Source organism: Plantactinospora sp. BB1 (assembly GCF_003030385.1).
Taxonomy (GTDB): domain Bacteria; phylum Actinomycetota; class Actinomycetes; order Mycobacteriales; family Micromonosporaceae; genus Plantactinospora.
In genome coordinates this window covers 3379087-3395349 of the sequence record NZ_CP028159.1, presented here as the reverse complement: position 1 = coordinate 3395349, position 16263 = coordinate 3379087, and the positions used below count along the sequence as shown (strand labels likewise).

The window sequence follows — 16263 nt, the reverse complement described above, 5'->3', positions numbered from 1 at the left end:
TATCCCCGGGGTCACGCACTCAGGGTGGCCGGCGTGGCGGGCGCGGCGGCCCGGGCCAGGGCGTCGGCCAGCGGCGCGATGTCGGCCTCGGCGAGCGGGCTGACCGTGATCCGGATTCCCGGCCCGCTAGCCAACCGGAACAGCGAGCCGGGCGCCACCACGTAGCCGGCGTCGCGGAGCACCGCGACCGCCCGGGTCTCGTCGGGTACCGGCAGCCAGACGTTGATCCCGGTACGGCCGTACCCGCTCAGCCCGCGCTCGGCGAGGGCGGCGTGCAGCGCGGCGACCCGTCCGGCGTAGCTGTCCCGGGCCACCGCGATCCGCTCGGCGACCGCCGGATCCCGCCACAGCGCCAGGGTGAGCCGTTGCAGCAGCGTGGAGACCCAGCCGGAGCAGACCCGGAGCCGGCCCGCCACCCGGGCGACGGTGACCTCGTCCCCGGCGAGCACGGCGAGCCGCAGGTCCGGCCCGTACGGCTTGCTGGCCGAGCGGACGAAGGCCCAGTTCCGGGTGGCGCCGGCCAGGGTGTGCAGCGGCTCGACGGCCAGTTCGGCGGCGTGGTCGTCCTCGATCAGCAGCACGTCGGGGTGGTCGGCCAGCACCGTCCGCAGCTCCGCCGCCCGCTGCGCGCTGACCGCCGCCCCGGTCGGGTTCTGTGCCCGGCTGGTCACCAGCACCGCCCGGGCTCCGGCGGCCAGCGCGGCGCGCAGCCCGGCCGGGGTGGGGCCGGCCTCGTCGACCGGCATCGGCACCGCCCGCATCCCGAGCGTGGCGACCAGGTCGATGGTGTTGGCCCAGCCGGGATCCTCGATCGCGACCGCGTCACCCGCGCTCAGGTTGCCGACGAGCAGCCGCTCGATGCCGTCCGACGCGCCGCCGGTGACCGTGACCGCCTCCGCCGGCACCCCGTCGGCGACCAGCCGCCTGCGGGCCGCGTCGACGAGTTCCGGGAGCACGCCGCCGTCCCGGTAGTTGACCACCGCGGCGGTGGTCTCGGCCAGCGCGGCCAGGTGCGGGCCGATCGGCGGGAGCAGCCCGGGGTCGGGTTCGCCGACCGAGAGGTCGAGCGCGCCGGGCGGCGCGGGCAGCCGCAGTGCGGCGCGGCGGCCGGCGACCGGCGGCTTCGGCCGGATCCGGGTGCCGTTGCGGCCGGCGGTCTCCACCACTCCGCGCTGGCGCAGTCCCTGGTACGCCTTGGCGACGGTCGCCGGGCTGACCCCGAGCCGCTGGGCGAGGGCCCGGACGGCGGGCAGTGCGGCTCCGGCCGGCAGCTCCCCGGTCCGGACGCCCGTCTCCACGCTGGCCGATATCGCGGCTGCCGTCGTACCGGCGATCTGATAATGTGCTGTCACAGTTTTGAGATTGTACTATAACAAAAGGGTGGACGCCAGATGGCCGATCAGACGCATCCGAACGGCGCCGCAGAGACCTACCGGCAGACCCCACGGAGCACCGCCAGCCGCGACCGGTCGAGGATGGACTACCGGCGCGACTCCGCACACGAACTGCTCGACGAGGCGTACCACTGCCACCTCGGGTTCACGGTGGACGGTGAGCCCCGGATCCTGCCCACCCTGCACGTCCGGCTCGGCGAGACGCTCTATCTGCACGGCTCCACCGGCAGCCGGCCACTGCTCGCCGCCCGCTCCGACGCCGGACTGCCGGTCTGCGTCGCGGTGACCCAGCTCGACGGGCTGGTCTACGGCCGCTCCCAGTTCCACCACAGCGCCAACTACCGCTCGCTGGTCGCACACGGCACCGCGCACCTGGTCGCCGACGAGACGGAGAAGCGGCGCGTGCTGACCGCGCTGGTCGAGAAGGTCGGCCGGGGCCGCAGCGCCGACAGCCGGCCACCGAGCCGCCGGGAGCTGGCCGAGACCGCCCTGCTGGCCCTCCCGCTGCGGGAGGTCTCGGTGCGCACCCGCACCGGCGGCGTACGCGACGATCCCGGCGACCACGACCTGCCGCACTGGGCCGGCGTGCTCCCGCTGCGTACCGTCGCCGGGCGGCCCGAGCCGGACGCCGGGGTGACCGCCGCGCTCCCGGCGTACCTGCGCCCGGACCGCTCCCGCTGGCACACCCCGGCGCCGATGGCCGGCGCGCACGTCCGGCTCGTCCCGCTGGCCGAGTCGCACGTCGACGCCCTCTTCGCGGCGACCCGCGACCCGGAGGTCTGGACCCACCTGAGCGCCGCCCAGCCGCACGACCCGGCCGGGATGGCCGAGATCGTCCGGACCGCCCTGGACGCGCACTGGCGGGCCGAGCGGGTGCCGTGGGCGCAGCTCGACGCGACCACCGGCGAGGTGGTCGGGACCACCTCCTACTACGAGATCGACCCCGGGCACCGGTCGGTGGCGATCGGACACACCTGGCTGGGTCGGCGCTGGTGGCGTACCGGGCTGAACACCGAGGCGAAGCTGCTGCTGCTGGGCCGGGCCTTCGACGAACTCGGCGCGGAGCGGGTGGTCTGGCACACCGACATCCGCAACGAGCGGTCACAGCGCGCCATCGAGCGGCTCGGCGCCACCCGGGAGGCGGTGCTCCGGCGGCACCGACTGCGGCCGGACGGCTCGTGGCGGGACACGGTGCAGTACGCGATGCTCGCCGACGAGTGGCCGAAAGCACAGGTCAGGCTCCGGGAAAGGCTTCAGCGGGCCGCCCCGGCGGGGCGATGATGACCGGCGTGCTGGGGATCACCGACATCTGGACCTACGTGCTGGGCACGGTCGCCATCATCCTGCTGCCCGGACCGAACTCGCTCTACGTGCTCACCACCGCCGCGAAGACCGGGGTACGCGCCGGCTACCGGGCCGCCGCCGGGGTCTTCCTCGGCGACGCGGTGCTGATGGTCCTCTCCGCCGCCGGGGTGGCCTCGCTGCTCAAGGCGTACCCGCCGATCTTCATGGTGATCAAATATGGCGGCGCGGCCTACCTGGGTTACGTCGGGCTGATGATGCTGCGCGGCGCGTGGCGGCGCTGGCGTACCCGGAACGACCCGACGGTGGCGCCGCTGGTCGACACCCGGCCGGCGGCGGCCGACCGGCCGTTCCGGCGGGCGGCCGTGATCAGCCTGCTGAACCCGAAGGCGATCCTCTTCTTCATCTCCTTCTTCATCCAGTTCGTCGACCCGGCCTACCCCTACCCGGCGCTGTCGTTCCTGCTGCTCGGCGCGATCGCCCAGGTCACCAGCGCGCTCTACCTGACCATGCTGATCTTCACCGGTACCTTCCTCGCGGCACAGTTCCGCCGCCGCCGTCGGCTGGCCGCCGGGGTGACCACCGGGATCGGGGCGCTCTTCCTCGGCTTCGGCATCAAACTGGCGACCGCCAGCGCCGGCTGAGTCCCCGGCTCGACGGCCCGGCCCCGACCGCGCGGCCCCTCAGGTTCCGCTGCCGCCGCCACCGCCGGCACCTCCGCCCGAACCGCCGCCGATGCCGCCCTCGCCGCCGCCGATCGGCCGCAGCCCCCGGTCCGGATCGTGGCCGGCGGCCGGCGCGGCACCCCGGGGCTCCTCCCCCGCCGGCTCGCTGTCCGGGGTGTCGGTGCCGGACGGGCCGGGGTGCGACCGGTCGGGGTCGGTCGGGCGCGGCGCCGGCGCCGGACCGGGTGCCGTACGCACCTGGTAGCCGGCGGCGGTCGCCGAGTGCCGCTGTACGGCGTACCGGAGCCAACTGTCCACCACCGTGATCCAGTCGAGTTCCGCCGCACCCTGGTGCGCCACCCGGAACCGACTGAAGCTGAGGTGCCCGGCACCGGCCAGCGCCACCCGGCGGTCCAGTGCGAAGAGCACCTCCACCCGGTACTGGTCGGTGAAGAACGAGACCTCCAGCTCGCTGAACGGGCCGCCGTAGAGCGGTGCCGCCCAGTACGCGATCTTCTGGTGGAACGGCAGCCGCTGGTCGATCCCCGGCAGCCGCTCGGCGAGCAACCCGACCTGGCGCAGTGCGAAGCCCAGCTCGGCCAGGGCGGAGAGCACACCGGCCTGGGCGGGGAGCGGGTGCACGTACACCGGACGCAGGTCGCCCCGGTCGAGCAGCGCGCTGACCGCGACCTCGGCCCGCAGCCCCATCCGGAGGTTGAGCAGGCAGTGCCCGCCGACCACCGTCACCGGGGTCTCCCAGGGCACCGGCACGGCGAAGTCGAGGACCCGGCGCTCCCCCTCGGCCAGCACGAACGCCCCGGCGGCGGCCACCCGGTGGAACTCCACCGGCTGGTACTCCAGCTCCCCGCCGGCCGGCTCGACCCGGGTGACCAGGCCGAGCGTCACGCCGTCGACCGTCACCGGCGACCGGCCGGCGGTGAGGATGACCCGGCCGGGCAGCGACAGGCCCGGCCGGGTACTCGGATTGGCCAGCGTGGTCCGCACGGTCAGACCCGAACCCGGCAGGAGTCCCCCGAAGCCCACCGTCGCCCCCTCCCGTGCCCGCCCCGGCCGGGCCCCCACCCGGCCGTTCCGCCACGCCCGCCCCGCAATTGGCTCGGGGCGGGCACGGCGGACGTTCAGCGCAGCCGGCGGCCCCGCGGGATCGGGTCGGTCTCGTCGTCGAACTCCCCGATGACCTCTTCCAGCAGGTCCTCCAGCGCCACGAAACCGACCGGCCGACCGGCACCGGCCCCGTTGCTGACCATGGCCAACTGCGCCTGCTCGGCCCGCATCGCCGCCACCGCCTCGGTGACCGTCGCGGTCGCCTCCAGGGTGAACGGGCTCGTCATCAGCTCCCGGGCCGTCGCCGGCCGTCCGGCGGTGGTGGCCCGGACCGCCTCCCGGACGTGCACCAGCCCGGCCACCTCACCCGGCGCGTCGAAGACGGCCAGCCGGGACCGGCCGCTGGACCGGCACACCTCTTCGATCCGCTCCGCGGAGTCGTCGGGGCGTACCGAGACGATCGTCTCGACCGGCTCCATCACCTGGGCGACGGTGGTGCCCTGGAGTTCGAGCATGCTGGTCAGCATCTCGTGCTGGTCGGCGGCGAGCAGGCCGTGCTCGCGGGACTGCTGCAACAGCATCCGCAGCTCCTCCGGCCCGTGCGCCACCGCCAACTGCTCCTCCGGGCGTACCTTGACCAGCCGCAGCGTCACGTTGGCCAGCCCGTTCAGCGCGGAGAGCACCGGCCGGGCCACCCGGGCGAACGCCCGGAACGGCAGCGCGAGCAGCAGGGCGGACCGCTCCGGGTCGGTGATCGCCCACGACTTCGGGGCCATCTCGCCGACCACCAGGTGCAGGAAGGTGACCAGGGCGAGCGCGAAGACCAGCGCGATCACGTGGCTGGCCGTGTCCGGCAGGCCGACCGCGTGCAGCAGGGGGCTGAGCAGGGACTCGATCGCCGGTTCGGCGAGCGCGCCCAGCCCCAGGGTGCAGACGGTGATGCCGAACTGCGCACCGGCCAGCATCAGGGTCAGCTCGCGTACCCCGTCCAGCGCCGCCCGGGCGGCCCGGCCACCGGAGGCGGCGGCCTGCTCCAGCCGGTAGCGCTTCGCCGCCAGCAGGGCGAACTCGGCGGCCACGAAGAAGGCGTTCAGCGCGAGCAGCAGCAGCGAGACCAGCAACGCCCATGTCGTACTCATGAGGCGCGCTCCGCCCCGCTCTGCGGCACCAGCACCCGGAGCCGGACCGAGTCGGCGACGTGCCGGTCGACCGCGAGCACCTCGACGTGGGCCCGGGGCCGCATCGCCTCCTGCTCGGGTTCGCCCTCGGCGGAGAGCCTGATCTCCAGCCGGTCACCGACCTCGGGTATCCGGCCCAGCTCCCGCATCACCAGCCCGGAGAGGGTGTCGTATTCGGGTGCCTCGGGCAGGGTGATCCCGGTGCTGTCGGCGACCTCGTCGATCCGCCAGCGGGCCGGCACCACCCAGGAGCCGTCGGCCTGCCGGACCGGGGCCCGCTCGGGCGGGTCGTCCTCGTCCCGGATCGGCCCGACCAGCTCCTCGGCGATGTCCTCCAGGGTGATCACCCCGGCGAACCCGCCGTACTCGTCGACCACGCAGGCGAGCTGGCGGTGCCCGGCCCGGAGCCGGTCCAGCACCGTCGGCAGCGGCAGCGTCGCCGGCACCAGCAACGGGGGTACGGCGACCGCCTCGACCGGGGTACTGGCGCGCTTCGCCGGCGGCACCCCGAGTACGTCGGCGATGCCGACCACCCCGACGACGTCGTCCACGCCCTCGGAGCCGCGGACCGGGAAGCGCGAGTGCCCGGTGTCGAGCAGCTCGACCAGCCGGCTGAGCGGCTCGTCGGGCCGTACGGTGTAGACGTCGACCCGGGGCACCATCGCCTCGGCGGCGGTGAGCTGCCGGAAGTCGAGTCCCCGGTCGAGCAGGGTGGACATCTCGGCGTCGAGGTGCCCCTCCTCGCGCGACTCGGCGATGATCTGTTCCAGGTCCTCCGGCGTCGCCCCGCTGGGCAGTTCCTCCACCGGTTCGATGCCGACCCGACGCAGCAGCCGGGTGGCGGCGGCGTCGAAGAGCCGGATCACCGGCCCGGCGACGGCCAGGTAGATCAGGGTGGAGCGGCTGAGGGCCCGGGCCAGCCCCTCCGCCCGGACGATGGCGAGGTTCTTCGGGGCGAGTTCGCCGAAGACCATCTGGATGACGGTGGCGATCACCAGGGAGAGCGCGACCGCGAGCGGCGTGCTGATCGCCGCCGAGACGCCGGCCACACCGAGCAGATCGGCCAGGCCGTCGCCGAGGTACGGCTCGGCGACGTAACCGACGAGCAGGGCGGTGACGGTGATCCCGAGCTGGGCTCCGGAGAGCATGAAGGAGAGTCGTCCGGTGACCGTCAGGGCGCGTTGCGCGGCGACGTCGCCGTCCTCGGCGAGCTGGCGCAGTTTGCCCCGGTCTACGGCGACATAACCGAATTCCTGGGCGACGAAGTATCCCGTCGCCACAGTGAGCAGGATGATCAGGAGGAGACCGATCGCGATCAACACAGGGTGCTCAGCGCTCCCTGTCGTCGCGGCTGGTGCGGGAGATGCCGGGTCCGACCCGGCTGGCTACAGCTGCCCTCCTGGACAGTTGAGTCGATCACCAGGCCATCCTACCGAGCCCCGCTGAGCACTGCCTGGACAACCACCACCGGTCCCGACCAGCCGTTTCCCGGACCGTCGACCGGGTAGAGACGCCTGTCCCGATCCGTCCCGCCCGGTACCGGACCGTGCGGTTGGCGCCCCGGGCGGACACCCCGGAGGGAGGTCGCGGTGGGACGGGAGTGGCGGAACTGGTCGGGAAGCCTCCGGTTCACCCCGCGCGAGTACGCCAGGCCGGACGGCGAGGACGCCGTACGGGCCCTGGTCGAACGGGCCCGGCAGACCTCGACCACGCTCCGGCCGGTCGGCTCCGGCCACTCGTCCAGTCCGCTGGTCCGCACCGACGACGTACTCGTCAGCCTGGCCGGGCTGCCCCGGGCCGTGCGCCGGCACGACGACCCGCACCTGGCGACCGTCGGCGCCGGGGTGCCGCTGGGTGAGCTGGGCGAGGCGCTCTACGAGGCCGGGCTCGCCATGGACAACCTCGGTGACGTCGACGTGCAGTCGATCGCCGGCGCCACCGCCACCGGCACGCACGGCACCGGCCTCGAATTCGGCAACCTCTCCACCCAGGTCGCCGGGGTCCGGCTGGTGACCGGCACCGGCGAGGTGCTGGAGATCTCCGCGGAGCACAACGGCGACCTGCTGCCGGCGGCGCGACTCTCCCTCGGCGTGCTCGGCGTGGTGACCACGCTGACGCTGCGGCTCACCCCCACCTACCACCTGCGGCGGCGCAACTGGTGCTCGTCGATCGCCTGGACCCTCGACCACCTGCCCCAGTTGCAGCGGCAGAACCGGAACATGGACTTCTACTGGTATCCGCGCACCGACACCACCCAGATCCGCACCCTCAACCGGCGCGGCGAGGAGCCGGAACTCGGCCCGGTCGGCGAGCCCCGGATCACCGAGTCCGGCCCGAGCCACCGGACCATTCCCCGGCACCGCGAGCTGCGGTTCGAGGAGATCGAGTACGCCATACCGTCGGAGGCCTTCCACGCCTGCTTCACCGAGATCCGGCGCCGGATCCTCGACCGGCACCGCACCGGGGTGGCCTGGCGGGTGCTGGTGCGTACCGTCGCCGCCGACGACATCTGGCTCAGCCCCGCGTACGGCCGGGCCACCACGACGATCGCCTGCCTACAGAACAACTCCCTGCCGCACGACGAGTACTTCGCCGACGTCGAGGCGGTGTTCCGGCAGCACGACGGCCGCCCGCACTGGGGCAAGAAGCACTCGCTGGCCGCCCCGCACCTGCGCGCCGTCTATCCACAGTGGGACAGGTTCCAGGACCTGCGCCGCCGGCTCGACCCGGACGAGGTGTTCCTCACCCCCGACCTCGCCCGGCTGCTGAGGGACGGCTGATGGCCGGGCTCGGCGGGCGGGTCTGGGTGGTCCCCGGCGGCCGGATCCCGTTCCCCAGCAACGGCGAGGAACCGGAGTTCACCAGCTTCGACCAGCTCTCGGTGCTTAACACCGGTGACGAGCCGGCCGATCTGGAGATCACCGTCTACTACGAGGACCGGGAGCCGGTCGGCCCGTACCCGGTCGAGGTCGGCGCCCGCCGGATCCGGCACGTACGCCTCAACGACCTGATCGACCCCGAGGCGATCGTGCTGGGCCGGCGGTTCGGCTGCGTCGTCCGGTCACCGGTCCCGGTCGTGGTGCAGTTCCTCCGCCAGGACACCCGGCTGCCCGGCACCGTCGGGTTGACCGGCACGATGGCGTTCCCCGCCGACTCCTGACCGCATGCTTGCCAGGAGACGTGTCGACGGTCGCAGTCCGGCCCGGCAACGGCAGGCTCCGGCGGTCAACGCCGGGTACGGGTCCGATCCGGTCCCCGGGGCGGCAACGGCCGTACGTCCGCACCCACGCCATGATCCAGCGACCCCGGGCGACCCGCCCGGCGCTGGTGCACCAGCCGGGTCAGGTAGAGCAACGCGCCGGCCAGGATGCCCATGTCGTCGAGGTAGATCGGATCGGGCAGCAGGTCGACCGGCAGCACCGTGTAGATCAACGCGCCGTAGAACGCCACCTTGCCGCCGGCACCCAACTCGCCGAGCAGCTTGCGGGTGCGCAGCACCCGGAGCGCGAGCACGACGGCTCCGGCCAGCGTGGCGACGGCGACGATGCCACCCAGCACGAGGATCACGGTCCACGTATCCCGGGACATGCCGCAACGGTAACCCGGCAGGCCCCGGCCCGCCCGGCGACGCCGCGCCACGCCGGGGGGAGAAGTCCGGATCCGCACGCGGCGTGGCGTCCGTCGACGATCGGCGAGCAGCCACCGGCGACTGGCGGGGCGGCCGATGGTGTCGAGAGTCGCCCGGCGGCTCCGTCCCAGGAGTCGATGCGGCCGGCGTGGCCGTACCCGGTCAGAAGGAGACCCCGGCATGACGATCCACCGGATGGACAACGTCCTCATCGTTGTCGACGACCTCGACGCCGTCATCTCGTTCTTCGTCGAACTCGGCATGGAGCTGGAGGGCAGGGGGCCGATCGAGGGCCGCTGGGTGGAGCGGGTCATCGGGATCGACGACGTCCGGCAGGACGTCGCGATGCTGCGCGTCCCGGACGGGCACGGCCGGGTCGAACTGGCGAGGTTCCACACGCCGAGGGCGATCCGCACCGAGCCGACGGACGCCCCGGCGAACACCCTGGGGATTCGCCGGATCATGTTCGCCGTCGACGACGTCGAGGACGTCGTCGCCCGGCTGCGTGCGCACGGTGCCGAACTCGTCGGCGAGCTGGCGCAGTACGAGCAGAGCTACCGGCTCTGCTACGTCCGCGGCCCCGAGGGCATCGTCGTCGGCCTCGCCCAACAGCTCGGCTGAGACCCGCCGAGGAAGCCGTGCGGCCGACCGGGCCGGCGCGCCGGTCGTCGAGGGTCGACGGTCGGTCCCTCGCCGGGGTCGCTCAGTCGGCACGGCCGGAGCCGACGCCGTCCTGGTCGGCGAGTTCGTCGACGTCGAGGGACTCCCGGTGGACCCGCCCGGTGCGGTAAGCGGCCCGGCCGATCATCTGCGCCGCGAGCGGGGCGGTGGTGAGCTGGAAACCGCCGATCAGCACCAGCGTGGCCAGGTCGGCGCCGTTGCGCAGGCTGACCGCCTGCGCCAGCAGGATCAGCAGTACGCCGAGCACCTGCGGCTTGGTCGCCGAGTGCATCCGGCTGAGCACGTCCGGGAAGCGGATCAGCCCGATCCCGGCGACCAGGCTCAGCAGTCCCCCGGCGACCAGGAAGATCCCGACCAGTACGTCGAGGACGACCTCGCCACTCACGCCTCCTCCCCGGCGGCGAACCGCACCAGGGCCACCGAGCCGACGAAGCCCAGCATGCTCAGCGCGATCAGGATCGGCAGCGTGGTGGCGTGCCGGTTGACGGCCGCCTCGGCGCCGAGCGCACCGATGATGATCGAGATCAGGACCTCGGCGGCGACGACCCGGTCCAGCAGCGCCGGGCCGCGTACGACGCGGACCAGGGCCAGCCCGGCCGCGGTCGAGAGCAGGACGGCGACGACAACGACTGCGACGATCACGGTGGTCCTCCCGGTTCGGAGTTTCGGCTGCTCGACGAGAGCAGCCGCAGCTCCGTTCCGGAGCCGACGGCGCGGACGAGGCGGGCCTCCAGGCCCAGGATGCGTTCCCGGCTCCGGGCCAGGTCCTCGGCACCGCGTACGTCCAGTACGTGCACGTAGAGCGTCCCGGTCTCCCGGTCGGCCTCCACGATCAGCGTGCCGGGGACCAGCGACAGCACCTCGGCGGTCAGCGCCAGGTTGAGGTCGGTACGCACCCGCAGCCGGATGGCGATGATGGCGTTCCGGGGCCGTCCGGGGCGCAGCGCGACCCAGCCGACCTGCACGCTGGCCACCACGAGTTCGACGACGAAGCGCCCGACGAACTCGGCCAGCGCCAGCGGCCGGAGCCGCCCCCCGAAGGTCACCCGGGGCAGCGGCAGGAAGACCAGGATCACCACAGCCGCCAGCACCCCGCTGAGCAGGTTGCCGACGCTGAACTCGCCCCAGAGCAGGCTCCAGACCGTGACCAGCCAACCGACCGTGATCAGGTGGTCCCGCCAGCGCCGCCGGTCCGGAAGCCGGCGCCGCAGCGCCCGCCAGCGGTCCGGGTACCCGAGTCGGCGCCGCAGCCCCGACCAGCCCGGCACGACCCGACGGGCCGGGACCGGGCCGGACGGCTGGGCGTCGCCGGTCACGGCGGGCCGCCGGGGAAGACCGCGCGCACGTACGGGACGCGTTCCCGCAGGTCGTCGGCGGCCTCGGCGCTGACCCCGAAGAGCGGGCCGGCGGCCACGGTCAGCCCCACCCCGAGCAGCACCAGTACGGTGGTGGCGCCCACCATCAGCCGGGGCAGCCGGGTCGGCTCCTCGGGATCGGCCAGCCGGGGCGCCCGCCAGAACGCCAGGCTCCACACCTTCGTCGTCGCGTAGAGGGTGAGCAGGCTGGTCAGGGTGCCGGCGACCACCAGCAGCCAGGGCAGCACCCCGCCGGCCGACACCCCGGCCTGGAAGAGCCCCAGCTTGCCGAGGAACCCGGAGAACGGCGGGATGCCGGCGAGGTTCAGCGCCGGCAGCAGGAACAGCCCGCCGAGCAGCGGCGCGACCCGGGCCAGCCCGCCGATCCGGTCCAGGTTGGTGCTGCCGGCCCGCCGCTCGACGAGCCCGGCCGCCAGGAAGAGCGTGGTCTGCACGGTGATGTGGTGCACCACGTAGAAGATCGCGGCGGCCAGCCCGGGCCCCGAGGTGAGCGCCACCCCGAAGAGCAGGTATCCGATGTGGCTGACCAGGGTGAACGACAGCAGCCGCTTGATGTCGGACTGCGCGACCGCGCCCAGGATGCCGACCAGCATGGTCAGCAGGGCCAGCACCAGCAGCAGGTCGGCGGCGCGGCCGTCGGGGAAGAGCAGCGTCTCGGTCCGGATGATCGCGTAGATGCCGACCTTGGTGAGCAGGCCGGCGAAGACGGCGGTGACCGGGGCCGGTGCGGTCGGATAGCTGTCCGGCAGCCAGGCCGCCAGCGGGAAGACCGCCGCCTTGATGGCGAAGGCGAGCAGCAGTACGCCGTGCAGCGCCAGCCGCAGGTCGGCCGAGAGCGCGTCGAGCCGGCCCACCAGCTGGGCGAGGTTCAGGGTGCCGGTGGAGGCGTACACCAGGCCGATCGCGGTGAGGAAGATCAGCGACGACACCAGGCCGACCACCACGTAGGTGGCGCCGGCCCGGATGCGTTCCTCGGTGCCGCCGAGGGTGAGCAGCACGTAGCTGGCCGACAGCAGGATCTCGAAGCCGACGAAGAGGCTGAACAGGTCGCCGGCGAGGAAGGCGTTCGTCACCCCGGCCGTCATCACCAGATAGGTGGGGTGGTAGATGACCACCGGGGCGTGCGCGCCGGGATCCGCCCGGCCCTCCCCGATCGAGTAGAGCAGCACGCAGAGCGTCACCGCCGCCGACACCACCAGCATCAGCGCGGCCAACTGGTCGGCGACCAGGACGATGCCGAGCGGGGCGGACCAGCCGCCGATGTGCACCACCAGCGGGCCGTGCCAGTGCGCACGCCAGAGCAGCAGGACCGCGACCGCCAGGGTGATCACCAGGGTGGTGACGCTGATCGTCCGCTGCGCGATCGGCCGGCGGGCCAGCACCAGGGTCAGCGCGGCGCCGAGCAGCGGTACGACCACCGGCAGCGGTACCAGGTGGGTCATGCCCGGTCCGCCCCGTCGTCGAGCCGGCGCGGCGGCGGCTCGGGATCGACCTGCTCCGGATCGGTACCCGTCGTCCCGCCGGCCGGGTGCCACGGTCCCTCGCCGACGTTGTCGTCCGGGCCGGCGAGTTCGCCTCGCTCGGCACGGCGCACGATCCGGCGGTCCTCCGGGTCGTCGCGTACCTCGTCGTGCCCGGTCAACTGCCAGCTCCGGTACGCCATCGCCATCAGGAACGCGGTCAGGCCCAGCGTGATCACGATGGCGGTCAGCACCATCGCCTGGGCCAGCGGGTCGCTCATCTCCGCCTCCGGCGTGACCCCCAGGATCGGCGCCTCACCGGACCGGCCGCCGAGCAGGAGCAGCAGGTTGGTGCCGTTGGTGAGCAGGATGGCGCCGATCAGCACCTGGCTGAGGCTCCGCTCCAGGAGCAGGACGACCCCGCTGCCGAAGAGCACCCCGACGACCAGCGCCAGTACCAGGTTCGAGGTCATCGCGGGCCGTCCGTACCCGTCGCCCGCCGCCCCGCGCCCGCCGGCCGGTCCGTACCCGCCGGCCGGTCCGGTCCCGCCGGCCGGTCCGGTCCCGCCGGCCGGTCCGGTCCCGCCGGCCGGTCCGTACGCAGCCCGGTGCCCGACTCGTCCTCCACCTCGATCTGCCGGTCCACCTCGGCGCCGAGGCTGCGCAGGATGTCCAGCACCAGGCCGACCACGACCAGGTAGACGCCGATGTCGAAGAAGATCGAGGTGACCAGGTGCAGGTCGCCGACGAGCGGCAACTCCGGCTCCAGCAGCGTGCTGCGCAGCACCTCCCCACCCGTGGTCATCGCGAGCAGGCCCGTGCCGACCGAGACGAAGAGGCCGACCCCGAGGACGACTCCGGCGTCGACCGGGGCCGCCTGGTCGAGCTCGTGCCGGCCCCCGGCGAGGTAGCGGACCGCGAGAGCCAGCCCGGCCACCAGGCCACCGGCGAAGCCGCCGCCGGGGGCGTTGTGGCCGGAGAAGAGGAGGAAGAGCGAGAAGAGCACCACCGTGTGGAAGATCAGCCGGACGACCACCTCGAAGACGATCGAGCGGCGCCGGGTCCGCAGCGTCGGCCCGGCCCGCAGCCAGACCCGCTCGGCTCCGGACGGCGGCGCGATGTCGTCCCGCCGGGGCCGGTCCGGGCCGCGTCGCCGCTGGAAGATCAGGCTCGCCACCCCGGTCGCCGCCACCACGAGTACGGCGATCTCGCCCATGGTGTCCCAGGCGCGGATGTCGACCAGGGTCACGTTGACGACGTTGCGGCCGTACCCGAAGGAGAGGGCCGGCCCGGGATACTCGGCCGCGATCGGCGGCGCCCGCCGCGCCCCGGTCGCGGCCACCGCCATCGCGGTGACCACGGCCCCGACCGCCGCCCCGAGGGCGAGCCGGGTCCACCGACTGCGGCGCAGCGGTCGCACCGAGAACCGGGCCGGCAGCCGGCGCAGCACCAACACGAAGATCACGATGGTGACGGTCTCCGCCAGGAACTGCGCCAGCCCCAGGTCGGGGGCACCGTGCAGGACGAAGAGCATCGCGGTGCAGTAGCCGGTGACGCCGGACAGGATCACCGCGGTGAGCCGGCGGCGGGCCCGGACGGTGAGCACCGCGGCGACCCCGAGCACCACCCCGACGACGGCCTGGAGCGGGTTGGCCGAGGCCCCGATCCGGTCCGGCCACGGACCGCGCAGCAGCGCGCCGCCCAGCACGATGACCAGGGCGAGCAGGATCACCCCGAGGTACTGCGGCAGCGAACCCCGCTGCGTCGCACCGGTGAGCAGCACGGCGAACCGGTCCAGGCCCCGGCTCAGCACCTGGTAGGCGGTGTCCCCGTCGAACGGGGACCGCAGCCGGGCCTGCACCGCAGCCACCCGGGCACCCAGCACGAAGAGCAGCACGCCGCTGACCAGCACCAGCAGCGACAGGCCCATGGCGAGCCCCGGCGGCGGTACGAAGGTGAGCGGATGCTTGATCGCCCCGAACAGCCGGGGATAACCGGCGAGCATCTCGCCGACCGGCCCGGCCAGCAGCCCCAGCACCAGCCCGGCGACCGCGAGCAGTGCCGCCGGGGCGAGCATGACGGTCTCGACCGGTCGGGTCGGCGTCGCCTCCCCGGCGGAGCGGCCGGCGAACGCCCCCCAGACGAACCGGGCGCTGTACGCGGTGGTCAGGACGCTGCCGAGCATCAGCGCGGCGAGCGGTACCGGGTCGCCGGTGAACGCCACCAGCACCGTCTCCTTGGCGACGAACCCCATCAGCGGCGGTATCCCGGCCATCGAGGCGGCACCGAGTACGGCGGTCGCGCAGACCAGCGGCATCCGCCGCCACAGCCCGGAGAGCACGGTCAGGTCCCGGGTTCCGGCCCGCCGGTCGACGATCCCGACCACCAGGAACAGGGCCGCCTTGAACAGGGCGTGCCCGAGCAGCATCGCGACGGCGGCGAGCGCGGCGTCCGGGGTGCCGGCACCGGCGAGTACGACCATCAGCCCGAGCTGGCTGACCGTGCCGTACGCCAGCAGCAGTTTCAGGTCCACCTGCCGCAGCGCGGCCCAGCCGCCGGCCAGCATGGTGACGATCCCGGCCACGTAGATCACCGGACGCCACGGGCCGACCTGCGCGTACGCGGGGGCGAGCAGCGCCACCAGGTAGACGCCGGCCTTCACCATCGCGGCGGCGTGCAGGTAGGCGCTGACCGGGGTCGGTGCGGCCATCGCGGCCGGCAGCCAGAAGCTGGCCGGGAAGATCGCCGACTTGCTCAGCGCACCGACCAGGATCAGCACCACCGCGATCCCGAGGTACCCGCCGGGCGGCGGCGGCCGGGCGGCGATCTCCGACCACCGGTACGTCCCGGCGTGCTGGCCGAGCATCACGAAGCCGACCAGCATGACCAGGCCACCCAGGGTGGTCACCAGCAGCGCCTGGTTCGCCGCCCGCCGGCTGGCCTGCTGCTCGGGGTGGTGCGCGATCAGCAGGTAGGAGAAGACGCTGGTCAGTTCCCAGCAGACGTAGAGCAGCAGCAGGTCGTCGGCGACCACCACCCCGAGCATGGCTCCGGCGAAGCCGACGAAGACGGCGGCGAACCGGCCGAGCCCGGGCTCGTCGGCGTCGAAGTAGCGGACGCAGTAGACCAGTACCAGCGCGCCGATCCCGCCGACCAGCAGCATCAGCAGCCAGGACAGGGTGGTGACCCGCAGCGCCAGCTGGAGACCGAGTTCCGGCACCCACGGGTACGCCTCGACGACGGCCCCGCCGTCCCGGACCGTGTCGGCGTACCCGAGCGCCCAGCCGAACGCGCTGGCCGGGGCGATCGCCAGCGGCAGGAAGGCCCACCGCCCCCACCGGCGTACCAACGCGGGCGCCAGCGCCGCAGCCACCAGGTGCAGCGCCAGCAGCATCAGCATGCGTACTCCAGGTGGGTGTCGGCACGGTCCTGCGGCGAGGACGCGGACTCAGACAGATCACACGCCAGAGTCCGGCTCGACGCGCGGAATTGCCCGAAACCACCCGAGTGAGGC

Annotated in this window: 16 protein-coding genes; 5 read left to right on the top strand and 11 right to left on the bottom strand. The window is 73.6% G+C overall.

From position 1 onward, the window contains the following. Nucleotides 1-11: 11 nt before the first annotated feature. A complete protein-coding gene (locus C6W10_RS14820; RefSeq protein ID WP_107258587.1) occupies nt 12-1352 on the bottom strand; it encodes an aminotransferase class I/II-fold pyridoxal phosphate-dependent enzyme in 1341 nt (446 codons plus the stop codon). Between the two features lie 39 nt (nt 1353-1391). On the opposite strand from C6W10_RS14820, the gene C6W10_RS14815 reads away from it, so the two are divergent. After that, the gene (locus C6W10_RS14815; RefSeq protein WP_107258586.1) at nt 1392-2675 is read left to right on the top strand and encodes a bifunctional pyridoxamine 5'-phosphate oxidase family protein/GNAT family N-acetyltransferase; all 1284 of its coding nucleotides are present in this window, start codon (nt 1392-1394) and stop codon (nt 2673-2675) included. Continuing rightward, nucleotides 2672-3340, top strand: a complete 669-nt coding sequence (gene leuE / locus C6W10_RS14810) for a leucine efflux protein LeuE (RefSeq protein ID WP_107258585.1) — start codon at nt 2672-2674, stop codon at nt 3338-3340. The genes C6W10_RS14815 and leuE overlap by 4 nt, the downstream gene beginning before the upstream one ends. A 39-nt stretch (nt 3341-3379) precedes the next feature. Here leuE and C6W10_RS14805 read toward each other — a convergent pair whose 3' ends face one another. From C6W10_RS14805 to C6W10_RS14795, 3 genes are all read right to left on the bottom strand, one after another. Beyond that, nucleotides 3380-4405: a sporulation protein gene (locus C6W10_RS14805; RefSeq protein WP_369938435.1), complete on the bottom strand. Its 1026-nt coding sequence runs from the start codon at nt 4403-4405 to the stop codon at nt 3380-3382. Between the two features lie 95 nt (nt 4406-4500). Further along, complete coding sequence (locus tag C6W10_RS14800; protein WP_107258583.1) at nt 4501-5565, bottom strand: hemolysin family protein; 1065 nt, start codon at nt 5563-5565, stop codon at nt 4501-4503. Beyond that, nucleotides 5562-6926 carry a hemolysin family protein gene (locus tag C6W10_RS14795; protein WP_107258582.1) on the bottom strand — a complete coding sequence of 455 codons (1365 nt, stop codon included), beginning with the start codon at nt 6924-6926 and terminating at the stop codon, nt 5562-5564. The genes C6W10_RS14800 and C6W10_RS14795 overlap by 4 nt, the downstream gene beginning before the upstream one ends. Before the next feature lie 267 nt (nt 6927-7193). On the opposite strand from C6W10_RS14795, the gene C6W10_RS14790 reads away from it, so the two are divergent. Continuing rightward, a complete protein-coding gene (locus C6W10_RS14790; RefSeq protein ID WP_107258581.1) occupies nt 7194-8384 on the top strand; it encodes a D-arabinono-1,4-lactone oxidase in 1191 nt (396 codons plus the stop codon). Next, a complete protein-coding gene (locus C6W10_RS14785; RefSeq protein WP_199853362.1) occupies nt 8384-8764 on the top strand; it encodes a sensory rhodopsin transducer in 381 nt (126 codons plus the stop codon). The genes C6W10_RS14790 and C6W10_RS14785 overlap by 1 nt, the downstream gene beginning before the upstream one ends. Nucleotides 8765-8829: 65 nt before the next feature. Here the strand turns inward: C6W10_RS14785 and C6W10_RS14780 are convergent, their stop codons facing one another. Next, nucleotides 8830-9192, bottom strand: coding sequence for a YkvA family protein (locus C6W10_RS14780; protein WP_234361755.1), 363 nt, complete (start codon nt 9190-9192; stop codon nt 8830-8832). Between the two features lie 220 nt (nt 9193-9412). Here C6W10_RS14780 and C6W10_RS14775 point away from each other — a divergent pair, with 220 nt between their 5' ends. Beyond that, on the top strand, nt 9413-9853 hold the full coding sequence (locus tag C6W10_RS14775) for a VOC family protein (protein WP_107258580.1): 441 nt from the start codon (nt 9413-9415) through the stop codon (nt 9851-9853). An 82-nt stretch (nt 9854-9935) separates the two neighbouring features. Here the strand turns inward: C6W10_RS14775 and mnhG are convergent, their stop codons facing one another. The 6 genes from mnhG to C6W10_RS14745 are packed head-to-tail and all read right to left on the bottom strand — an operon-like array spanning nt 9936 to nt 16149. Further along, entirely contained in the window at nt 9936-10298 is a 363-nt protein-coding gene (mnhG, locus tag C6W10_RS14770; protein WP_107258579.1) for a monovalent cation/H(+) antiporter subunit G, read from the bottom strand. Further along, the gene (locus C6W10_RS14765; protein ID WP_107258578.1) at nt 10295-10555 is read right to left on the bottom strand and encodes a monovalent cation/H+ antiporter complex subunit F; all 261 of its coding nucleotides are present in this window, start codon (nt 10553-10555) and stop codon (nt 10295-10297) included. Before C6W10_RS14765 ends, mnhG begins: the two co-directional genes overlap by 4 nt. Beyond that, nucleotides 10552-11229 (bottom strand): Na+/H+ antiporter subunit E, encoded by a 678-nt coding sequence (locus tag C6W10_RS14760; RefSeq protein WP_369938431.1) that lies wholly within the window; start codon nt 11227-11229, stop codon nt 10552-10554. Before C6W10_RS14760 ends, C6W10_RS14765 begins: the two co-directional genes overlap by 4 nt. Then, on the bottom strand, nt 11226-12731 hold the full coding sequence (locus C6W10_RS14755; RefSeq protein ID WP_107258577.1) for a Na+/H+ antiporter subunit D: 1506 nt from the start codon (nt 12729-12731) through the stop codon (nt 11226-11228). Before C6W10_RS14755 ends, C6W10_RS14760 begins: the two co-directional genes overlap by 4 nt. Continuing rightward, on the bottom strand, nt 12728-13222 hold the full coding sequence (locus C6W10_RS14750) for a Na(+)/H(+) antiporter subunit C (protein WP_107258576.1): 495 nt from the start codon (nt 13220-13222) through the stop codon (nt 12728-12730). The genes C6W10_RS14755 and C6W10_RS14750 overlap by 4 nt, the downstream gene beginning before the upstream one ends. Further along, nucleotides 13219-16149: a Na+/H+ antiporter subunit A gene (locus tag C6W10_RS14745; protein ID WP_107258575.1), complete on the bottom strand. Its 2931-nt coding sequence runs from the start codon at nt 16147-16149 to the stop codon at nt 13219-13221. The genes C6W10_RS14750 and C6W10_RS14745 overlap by 4 nt, the downstream gene beginning before the upstream one ends. Between the last annotated feature and the right edge of the window lie 114 nt (nt 16150-16263).